The 9,615-nt window shown below is 52.6% G+C and carries 10 protein-coding genes; 6 read left to right on the top strand and 4 right to left on the bottom strand.

Going from position 1 to position 9,615, the window contains the following annotated elements; all coding sequences use genetic code 11:
• Both ABWO67_RS17460 and ABWO67_RS17455 read right to left on the bottom strand, forming a co-directional pair.
• Positions 1 to 631: paraquat-inducible protein A (locus tag ABWO67_RS17460; protein WP_502930043.1), on the bottom strand; the 631-nt coding region annotated here is incomplete at its 3' end.
• Positions 628 to 1,260, bottom strand: a complete 633-nt coding sequence (locus ABWO67_RS17455) for a paraquat-inducible protein A (RefSeq protein WP_353154008.1) — start codon at positions 1,258 to 1,260, stop codon at positions 628 to 630. The genes ABWO67_RS17460 and ABWO67_RS17455, both read right to left, overlap by 4 nt.
• A 404-nt stretch (positions 1,261 to 1,664) precedes the next feature.
• On the opposite strand from ABWO67_RS17455, the gene ABWO67_RS17450 reads away from it, so the two are divergent.
• The 5 genes from ABWO67_RS17450 to ABWO67_RS17430 all read left to right on the top strand — a co-directional run bounded on the left by ABWO67_RS17450 (position 1,665) and on the right by ABWO67_RS17430 (position 6,857).
• The gene (locus ABWO67_RS17450; RefSeq protein ID WP_353154006.1) at positions 1,665 to 2,987 is read left to right on the top strand and encodes a putative bifunctional diguanylate cyclase/phosphodiesterase; all 1,323 of its coding nucleotides are present in this window, start codon (positions 1,665 to 1,667) and stop codon (positions 2,985 to 2,987) included.
• A gap of 216 nt (positions 2,988 to 3,203) precedes the next feature.
• Positions 3,204 to 4,238 carry a DUF1254 domain-containing protein gene (locus tag ABWO67_RS17445; protein WP_353154003.1) on the top strand — a complete coding sequence of 345 codons (1,035 nt, stop codon included), beginning with the start codon at positions 3,204 to 3,206 and terminating at the stop codon, positions 4,236 to 4,238.
• Positions 4,239 to 4,253: 15 nt separating this feature from the next.
• Positions 4,254 to 5,087: an acid phosphatase gene (locus tag ABWO67_RS17440; RefSeq protein ID WP_353154000.1), complete on the top strand. Its 834-nt coding sequence runs from the start codon at positions 4,254 to 4,256 to the stop codon at positions 5,085 to 5,087.
• Positions 5,084 to 5,980, top strand: coding sequence for a hypothetical protein (locus tag ABWO67_RS17435; RefSeq protein WP_353153997.1), 897 nt, complete (start codon positions 5,084 to 5,086; stop codon positions 5,978 to 5,980). The genes ABWO67_RS17440 and ABWO67_RS17435 overlap by 4 nt, the downstream gene beginning before the upstream one ends.
• Before the next feature lie 85 nt (positions 5,981 to 6,065).
• The gene (locus tag ABWO67_RS17430) at positions 6,066 to 6,857 is read left to right on the top strand and encodes a transporter (RefSeq protein WP_353153994.1); all 792 of its coding nucleotides are present in this window, start codon (positions 6,066 to 6,068) and stop codon (positions 6,855 to 6,857) included.
• Between the two features lie 122 nt (positions 6,858 to 6,979).
• Here ABWO67_RS17430 and ABWO67_RS17425 read toward each other — a convergent pair whose 3' ends face one another.
• Both ABWO67_RS17425 and dmeF read right to left on the bottom strand, forming a co-directional pair.
• Positions 6,980 to 7,975: an AraC family transcriptional regulator gene (locus ABWO67_RS17425; RefSeq protein WP_353153991.1), complete on the bottom strand. Its 996-nt coding sequence runs from the start codon at positions 7,973 to 7,975 to the stop codon at positions 6,980 to 6,982.
• A 361-nt stretch (positions 7,976 to 8,336) separates the two neighbouring features.
• Complete coding sequence (gene dmeF, locus ABWO67_RS17420) at positions 8,337 to 9,287, bottom strand: CDF family Co(II)/Ni(II) efflux transporter DmeF (RefSeq protein ID WP_353153988.1); 951 nt, start codon at positions 9,285 to 9,287, stop codon at positions 8,337 to 8,339.
• A 71-nt stretch (positions 9,288 to 9,358) separates the two neighbouring features.
• Here dmeF and ABWO67_RS17415 point away from each other — a divergent pair.
• On the top strand, positions 9,359 to 9,615 hold a 257-nt coding region (locus ABWO67_RS17415), incomplete at its 3' end, for a metal/formaldehyde-sensitive transcriptional repressor (RefSeq protein WP_353153980.1).

The following is a 9,615-nucleotide window of genomic DNA, read 5'->3' as shown; positions in this document are numbered from 1 at the left end:
CATCATCACCATTGATTTCACCGTCCCAAATATGTCTGGGGTCGAAGGACATAGCCGCAAGCATCGTAAATATCACTACCATGCCGAAGAAAAGGATGCCGATGCGCGGCGATATATCGGTCAGGTCTTGGAATTGCACTAAAGCCGCTACCACGGCAACCACCAGAACATCAAGCATCGACCAGTACCCGACGAACTCCACCATGCGATACAACTTGGCGCGCTCTCGCGTCGCCCATCGACTACGCCGTTGTGAGGTCGCGAGTAACAGTCCAAGAATCAGGAATTTTCCGCAAGGCACCGCCACACTCGCTATGAAAATTACTAATGCAATTCCATAGGAACCAGACGTCCAGAACTCCACAGCCCCTTCCATGATGGTGCTACTAGTGCCTCTGCCAAGCAGACTCGTGTACATGACGGGCAACACATTGGCGGGGATGTAGCAGATGACGGCAGTTAGGAGCAGAGCCCAGGCGCGAGTAATGCCGTTCGGACGTCGAGAATGGAGCATTGAGCCACAGCGAGGGCAGCGAGCGGCTCGCCCAATTGTCTTAACGTTCTCGCAAACAAGCCCGCATGTGTGGCAGCCTACTATCGACAAATCGCTTGCGAATGGCAGTCTATTCATGTCGCATATCCCCTTCGCAACGCTGAATCACTTTCGGTCAATTCCCACAGCGAAGAGAGATCGCGGTTGGTAGTCACTGTGATGAGCACCATAAGGATAGCGGTCGCCCAGATGCCAGCGCCGGGGGCTACTTCCACAAGGCTGATCAGCTTGATAACCGCCACCAAAATACCGAGCACGCCAACCTCAACCATGCTCCACGGTCGCAAGAGCGCCAGTATTCGCAGTACCGATGCAAAACCTGGTGCGCGATGGCCAACGCGCGCATAAGCCAGCACCCATGTCAGCAAGACAATCTGTGCGAGTGGCACCAAGATAATCACTAATGCAGCAACTATCGCAATTGGCGCCACTGTTCCTTGTGCGAGGGCCCATGAAAATTCCCACAAGGTCGCCTCTCTGTGCATTCCATTCAGGCTGATGCGTACCACCGGACAAACGTTCGCGATCAGAAATACGACTGCTGTTGTGATGGTCAATGCCAGCCACCGATCAATATTCAATGGATTGGCCCGTTGGAGCACGGCTTCACATCGATTGCAGTGCGCAACCTGGCCTGCTACCAACCCGCAGCGTTGATACACGCTATCGCAATGCTCGCAGGTCATCAGGTGTGGGTAAATTTTCATATCTTTGACTGAAATAACCGGTGCAGTTGTATTACGAAGGCGCAACTTTTTGAGTCTACGAGAAAAAAAGTGCTTGGGCTTGCCATTCGATGCCAATATGGCTTGCTACCCCAAAACATGAGTTCTCGTGACGGTATTGCAAAACTAATGGCTGGGCTGAAGTGTTTTCTGGCGCGCAAGCCGGCAGTTGGTTCAATCTTGGCGTCAAATGGCAAGATTTCGTCGGCGCATTCTCTTAATCTAACTTCGACCATCAAAAAAGCAGTGCGCTGCGGCGCGGAATCTACAGTCTTGATGGTTTTCTCTTCGACCAATTTCGTTGTGCAGGGAAGGGGGCGGCATGGAAAATACTGAAGTCGAGGCTCCAACGGTTAATCAGCATATCGAATATCTCCGAGCAAAACATGATTGATCGGTTAAGCCATCGAGACGCTTTGACGGACTTGCCCGATCGATGCGCAGCTTCGGAGAAAATTGTTGAACAGCAAGCGCAGTCCAGGCGTAGCGGATATTATTTTGGATTGATTTCTATTGATCTGAATGAATTCAAAAAGGTGAATTATCAGTTTGGATTCGGGGTTGGCGATCGCCTTTTGGTCGACGTATCCGAACGATTAGCCGCATGCTTGCCCGGGGAGGGGACACTTTCCAGAATGGGAGGTGACGAATTTCTTGTGATTCTGACGAGAATGGGGGCCGACCGCATTTCTGCCGTTCAACAGATAGAGCTTCTAAGCAGAAAATTACTGACGGCCTTATCCCTGCCATATCAATTAAAAATCGGATCGCTGGGGGAGTGCAGTCTTAACCAGGACATCTCGATCGCCGGCTGTGCCAGTGCGATGGTGATGCAGGGGAACGGAGCGAGTTTGGATGAGGTGATGATGCGTCTGGATTGGGCCTTGCACTTAGCCAAGGCGAAGGGCGCGAACACGTTTATGTTCTATGGCGAAATTGAACATGCCTCCATTCTGGCCTTTCATTCGCTGCAAGATGCACTGGCCAATGCCCTGGCGCGCGGGGAGCTGTTCTTGCGATTTCAACCGATTGTTGATCGACAACAAGAAATTATAGGTATGGAAGCGTTGATGCGTTGGAATTCGCCCGAGTATGGCCAGATTCCCCCTTCGCAATTCGTCCCGATCGCGGAGCGAAGCGGCGCCATAGTCGATATGGGAGCTTGGGCACTGGAAGAAAGCTGCAAGCAGTTGGAGCAATGGGCTAAAAGCCCAAAATCCTCCAAATGGACCTTGAGTGTCAACATCAGTGTGCATCAGTTTAATAGCTCGTGTTTTTTTGACGAGGTTTTGCGCTTAGTTGAAAAGTATGCAATTGAGCCTGGAAGGCTCATTCTCGAAGTAACAGAGAACGTTTTTTTTAACTCCACGGGCAACAGACATCAGAGTGAATTCAAGAGAATCCGGAGTGCCGGTGTAGGCATTGCCATAGACGACTTTGGCACGGGGTTTTCGTCCATGTGCTATCTGAGGAACTTATCGGTTTCCCGTATAAAAATTGACAAGACTTTTATTAACGACGTTGTGGTGAGCAAGAAAGATCAGGGCATTGTTAAGGCCATGATTATGCTGGCGCAAGCGCTGGGTGTTGATATTGTGGCCGAAGGCGTCGAAACGGCTGAACAGTTCAAATATCTGAAAAATGTCGGCTGCTCAGCATTTCAAGGGTTCTTTTTTGGAAGGCCCAGCGACGTCTCTCAGTTTTTATAAGAACCTTACTTTTTCGAATGATAAAGATGCATGTTTGCCGCAGCACACATCCTGTCGTCAGCGTCTTTGGCATCAAATGGCAAGCCCTAGGCGAGATGCCCTTATAGAATTCGCCAGGTCGTCGAACGGACAACATGCGCTGCATCTGCCGGCCACGCATCGAAAAAAATGCAAGGCTGGCGGATGCAGGTTTTCATCGGATATAGAGGATTGAAAATGTTTTATTCATCTGTAGTGCGAACGGTCGCCCTGACGTTGGCAACTTTTGGGGGGGCGAACGCTCTGGCCTCCTCTGATGCGGCGATACTCGTTGGTGTCGACAATTTTGCCCGTGCCGAGTCCGACCTCTACATGGGAAAAATGGTGGCAGATGGAAGCTTTGGGCAATTTGTCCATAGCCGGGAACCGGTTCCCATCGACGCCCAGAATGTAATCCGAATGAATCGAGACACGCTTTACTCAGTAGCGGTGTTCGATCTCGATGCAGGTCCAGTTACGATCAAGCTGCCTGAGGCGGGTAAGAGATTCATGTCGATGCAAGTGGTCGACGAAGACCACTACGTACCCGCCGTCTTTTATGGCGCGGGTAGCCACACTCTGACGAAAAAGGATATCGGCACGCGCTATGTCTTTGTCGCTATCCGCACGTTGGGGGACTCGGCCGATAAAAAAGACCTTGAACGGGTGCATGCGCTGCAGGATGACATCCAGGTCAACCAAGACAAGGCCGGGGAATTTGTCATTCCTAAATGGGATCAGGCGAGTCAGAAAAAGGTGCGTGATGCCCTGCTGGTTCTGGGTTCGACGATTCCCAACTACGATCAGGCTTTCGGGCCGAGGGGCTTGGTCGATCCGATCCAGCACCTGATCGGAACTGCGACGGGATGGGGCGGAAATCCGAGCAAGGATGCAACCTACCTTAGCGGGGTAATACCGAAGAACGATGGAAAAACCGTTTATCGCCTCAAGGTCGGGCATGTCCCGGTCAACAGCTTCTGGTCTGTGAGCGTTTACAACGCAGACGGTTACTTCGAGAAGAATCCGTATGACGCCTATTCATTGAATAACCTCACCGCCGAAAAAAGTAATGATGGTTCGATTGTCATTCAGTTCGGTGGCTGCGACGGAAAGATCGCTAATTGTCTGCCTACGATGCCAGGCTGGAACTACACGGTGAGGCTCTATCAGCCTGATGAACAGATACTTAGTGGCCAATGGCGTTTTCCACAGCCACAGCTCGTGGCTCGATGAATTAAGGATTCTCGCATGTATAAAATCTCGATTTTTAACCGCACACTTGCAGTCGTTGGTGGGATGCTGTGTGTATCGGCTTCCGGGTGGCTCGGCGCGCAAGCGCTTTCCCCTGGAATGGGGAAAGTGACCGATCTGCATTTCGAATTGGCCCCCGGTTACCTGAAACAGGCGGACCTTCCGAATAGCTTGCAGCTCCTCGGGCCTCCTCCCCAGAAAGACAGCGCCGCGTTTGCGCGAGACGAAGAGGCAAGAAAAGCCGCCCTCGCGCTGAGTGGAACTGCCCGCTGGGATATGGCCAGACGGGATGCCGATCTCAAGTTCCCGGCGCCTGCAGAGAATTTCTCTTGTGCCATTGGCGTCAGGATTGACGAGAAAGGCACGCCGAAGACCTATCAGGTTATGCAGCGTGTACTGACGGATGCAGGGCTTTCCACCTATGGAGTCAAGAACAAATACAACCGAACTAGGCCGTTTGCTTTGCATAACGAAGGAACGTGCACGCCGCAGGATGAAGAAACCTTGCGAAATGATGGCTCTTATCCCTCGGGCCACACCGCTGCGGGATGGGCCTGGGCGCTTGTCCTGGCCGAAATTAACCCGCAACGAGCAAATGCATTGCTGGCACGCGGCCTTGCGTTTGGGCAGAGCCGCGTGATCTGCAATGCGCATTGGCAAAGTGATGTGGACGCCGGGAGAATCATGGGCGCCGCGACGGTCAGCAGGCTTCAAAGCGATGCCGGTTTCCAGGCTGATCTGGATGCCGCGAAACAGGAGTTGAAGAGCGTCAAGGCGGCGGGAGGAAGTGCGGCAATGGACTGTAAGGCCGAGGCCGCCGCGCTTTCATGAAAGCGGTTGCATACGGACTTGGCGATATAGGGAATGACGCCAACCGGAAACGGGCTGAGTATCTCCCTCGTTGCAACTGGTTGCTGTCAAGGGGGCAGAGGAGCGCCAGCTTTCTGTTCGCCCTGTTGCTCGCGGCTACCGCGGCGTTGCCGGGGGACGCGCGAGCGGGTGAAACCAGCAGCCTTGCGGACTCCTCTCTAGCAGTCAGATTCGAAGACCGTTCCGGTTGGCAGTTCAGCGCTAGCCCCTATCTCTGGATGGCTGGGGTACAGGGCAAGGTCCGGCAGTTTAATTCTTCGTCTGTCAGGATCAAATCTGATTTTGGGCAGATTTTTAATGAGCTGGACTATGCATTCATGGGGATCATCGAGGGGCGTCGAGGCCGCTACAGCATCTTCGCCGATGTGGCGTATACGAAGACCTCTGCCAAAGGCTCTATGCCCGAGGGTAGCTTGGCGGAAAAAATTGGAGTGACCTCGCAATCATTCTCAGGCCTGCTGGGTGGTGGATACACAGTCCAGAGCACGGACCGTTTGCATCTGGATTTGATTGCCGGGGTACGTATCTGGAGCGTGAGCACCGAATTGAATTTTCAAGGGGGAATTCTCGACCATGTGAAACCGCGCGACAGCGCTACCTGGGTTGACATGGTTGCCGGTGTCCGTGGCACATATTTCTTCGCCGACAAAGTTTATTTCACCGGTTGGGGAAACATCGGTGCCGGTCAGGCCAATCTAGACTGGGACGTGGCTGCAGGCGTTGGCTATAAGATAAAAAATAATCTATCCGCGATGGCCGGCTATCGAATCCAGGGGGTGGATTATCGAAAGAACGGATTCGAGTTCGACGTCATTCAGAAGGGGCCGATCGTGGGGATTACCTACCGATTCTGACGTACGCGAGCATAGGGTTTGAATTTGCGCTTCTTAAGAAGATAGCTAATATTTTTTTAGGCGTAGGCAATACGTAATAGGCAATATGAAATTTAAATTAATAATGTTTATGCTTTTGGCGCTCGGACTACAGGCGTCATCGAATGCTGAAGAGGTAGATTTGGCCAAGCAGCTTGCGAACCCCGTAGCCGCAATGGTCAGCGTTCCTTTTCAGTTCAATTACGATAGCGGCTATGGTTCTTCTGATGGATATAAATCCTATGTCAACATGCAGCCCGTTATTCCGTTTTCTATAAATGAGGACTGGAATATTATTTCCCGGACTATCCTTCCGGTGGTTTCCCAACATAACATCGTCGGAAAGTCAGGCAGCCAGTCGGGTTTGGGGGATATCACCCAGAGTTTCTTCTTTTCTCCTAAAGGAGCCACGTCAGATGGCCTTATCTGGGGAGCGGGACCAGCCCTGTTGATACCTTCCGCCACACACTCGCTGCTGGGTGCGAGAAAATGGGGCTTAGGTCCCTCTGCGGTCTTGTTGAAGCAAAAGGACGGCTTGACCTATGGGGCATTGGCCAATCACATCTGGTCGCTGGCGGGCGACAGTGACCGTAGAGATATCAGCTCCACCTTCCTACAGCCGTTCTTGTCTTACACCAACAATAAGGCATGGACGTTCGGATTGGATACGGAGAGCTCTTATGATTGGAAAGAGACGCAGTGGAGTGTTCCGGTTAACTTCACTGTTTCAAAGGTAGTGAAACTGGGCTCGCAGCCAGTCAGCTTCCAGGTCGGTGCACGCTATTGGGCTGCTGCGCCTGAAAGTGGGCCGGCTGGCTGGGGTTTCCGGGCTGGAGTGACTTTTCTGTTTTCGAAGTGAGCGGAGCGCCCGATGTCCCGAGTTCCCAGCTTCAGCGTTACGGAAGCTAGGGGAAGCCCCGGATGTTTTGCTGCGCATACGCCTGGCTTGTAGGGCGATGCCGTCGGACGGCAGAGGGGATGTTATCCGTTGTCCATCCCATCTTGCTTTGAGGCAGGGCGGTAGCTAGATGGCGTGTTTCCTGTCCAGCGCTTGAAGGCGCGCGTGAAATGCGCCTGGTCGCTATAACCGACCATATAGGCAATTTCGGTGGCGTTATATTTCCCGTCGGCAAGCAGCTTAAGGGCTTCGCTGCGGCGCGTTTCATCACGCAGTTCGTCGAAATCGACGCCACAATACTTGAGGCGGCGTTGCAGCGTTCTGGGAGAAATGCCAATACTCCTACAAAGGATGGCAAGTTTTGATTGGTTTGAATCCGCTATCTGCTTGATCAGCATGCCTGCTGTTTCAACCGTCCACTTCAGAGCATCGGTGGTTTTCCAGGCATCATCGCGCGTGTGTGTCAGCGGGGTGTCGAGCAGATCACGATCGAATTCGATCATGTTGTAGTCTGCATTCATCTCCAGGTTCGGGCCCAGGGATTCTTCGAGCGCCCCATCTCCTCTTGCCCGTGAGCCTTTGATGTGGACGCGTATGGCCGATGCCTCGTTGGCCATAAGAGGGACTTTTCTAAGTACAGCAAGGCTTCCCAGAATGAATTGTCTGGGATCCGACCCGTATTCGCCCGTGAAATGATGGACGAGTTTTGTCGTACGCCCCTCGGTGACGATTTTTATTTCTCCACCTTGATGCAGCATGGATGCATTCGCAGCGGCCATTGCGCAAGCCTCGGCCAGGTTAGTCGAGTCCAGGATCAATGCACCCCAGGTGCCGAGTGAGCGTATTTCCGTCAAATGTCCCACGTAGGCGCCGCCAAACGGATCTTGTGCGACCGCTGCCATTTCATTGGCGATATGAAAGCAGATCGCCCGCGGCAGCCATATATCGGGATTCTGGAAAATATTTGGCGAAATGCCGAGGCGCTGGAAGAACTCCAGCGGCGACACGCCTCGCATTGCAAGGTAAGGCGCTATTTGGAGGAAACTACCAAGTTTGATGGATGGCGTGGCATTAATCATAAATATTCATTCTTGGTTAACACCTGCGCGTGGAAATCGCCTTGGCGGGTCATTCTATCAGAACCCCGCTCCTGTAAGTTTTTCTGTGGACACATCCAGTGCTTGATTACTGACGGTGGCATCAGAGCTGGCCGAGTGAGTAAGATTCTGTCTGGACCCACAAGTCAGGCAGTGCGGCACGCTTTATCACCCCTGAAGCCCAGCATACTGAATCGTATTGAGTTCGGCCCAACCAAGGTGGTAAGACGGGATCGACTCGTGCTGTACATACTGGAGCTCGGAAATGGCTGTATGCTTAATTTGCTGAGTGATGATTTGAGGTTGGAGGCAACCATACTATTTCCAGAAAGGCGTAGGGCTTTCAGGCGTTGCGGTGGCTTTGATCCATTTTATTTATCTCAATTGTGATATGAACTAATTCTTCATGGATGCGTAACTGATGTCGGTAATAATCGGGAGAGACTTCGGCCTCGGTCACTAGCCCGAGAATGCAGGCAAATTTGCCTTTACCAACACGCCAGACATGCAAATCGCTGATGGTTGCCTTTGCTGGGGTTGACTCTATTACTTGGCGAATTTCGGCTACAACCGGCGCGTCCATTTCGGCATCGAGCAGCACGCGTCCCGAATCACGCAATAAGCCATACGCCCACACCGCGACCAACACCGCACCCACGATACCCATTACGGGATCAAGCCAATTTGCTCCCCAGAATTTTCCGGCGATAAGCGCAACAATCGCCAGAACAGATGTCGCGGCATCGGCTATGACATGAATATAGGCTGCACGGAGATTGAGATCCTTATGATGGTGGCCATGCTCGTCGTGTCCATGATGATCATGGCTATGGCCGTGCCCATCTTTGAGCAGCCAAGCACAGACAATATTTACAAGCAGGCCAATACAAGCGAGTGCAATAGCCTGATCGTAGTAGATGGGGCCGGGAGACAATAGACGTTCAATAGACTGGAAGAGCATCGACCCCGCGACCAGGACAAGCAAAAGCGCACTGGTATAACCGGCTAAAACCTCAATTTTCCAGGTGCCAAACGCAAAGCGAGGATCGGCTGCAAACCGTTTCGCCAAGATATAGGCCAGCACGGACAGGCCTAGGGCCAGCGTGTGGGAGCTCATGTGCCACCCATCCGCAAGTAGCGCCATGGAATTGAGCGCATAGCCGCCGACAATTTCCACCACCATCATCGTTGCAGTGAGAGCGGCTGCCAAGGTGGTGTTTCTTTGGGCTAGGGGATTGCCGTCATGGAAGACATGGGAATGGTTCCAAGGGTGGTCGGGCAAGGGGTATTTCATCGTATGTGGTTCTGGTGGGCGAGAGCAGTAATATACTATACCCCTGTATAGATTAATGAAACGGAAAATACATGGCGCACACTGCTCGCGATAAAAAACCGCTGTTAACCCGCATTCGACGCATTAAAGGGCAGGCTGAAGCGCTGGAAAAGGCCGTTACAGCAGAGGTGGACTGCTTGGCGGTGCTCCAGCAAATTGCCGCTATCCGGGGTGCGGTAAACGGGTTAATGACCCAGGTGCTGGAAGGGCATATTCGCGAACATCTGGGCGCCGATGGGGTGTCGCCGCAGCAACGCCAGCGCGATGTGGAGCAAATAGTGCAGACGCT

Origin of the sequence: Pollutimonas bauzanensis (assembly GCF_040393045.1) — a bacterium.
GTDB classification, from domain to species: domain Bacteria; phylum Pseudomonadota; class Gammaproteobacteria; order Burkholderiales; family Burkholderiaceae_B; genus Pollutimonas; species Pollutimonas bauzanensis_A.
Note: the sequence above shows the minus strand (reverse complement) of the source record. Positions and strands in the feature narration are given on the sequence as shown.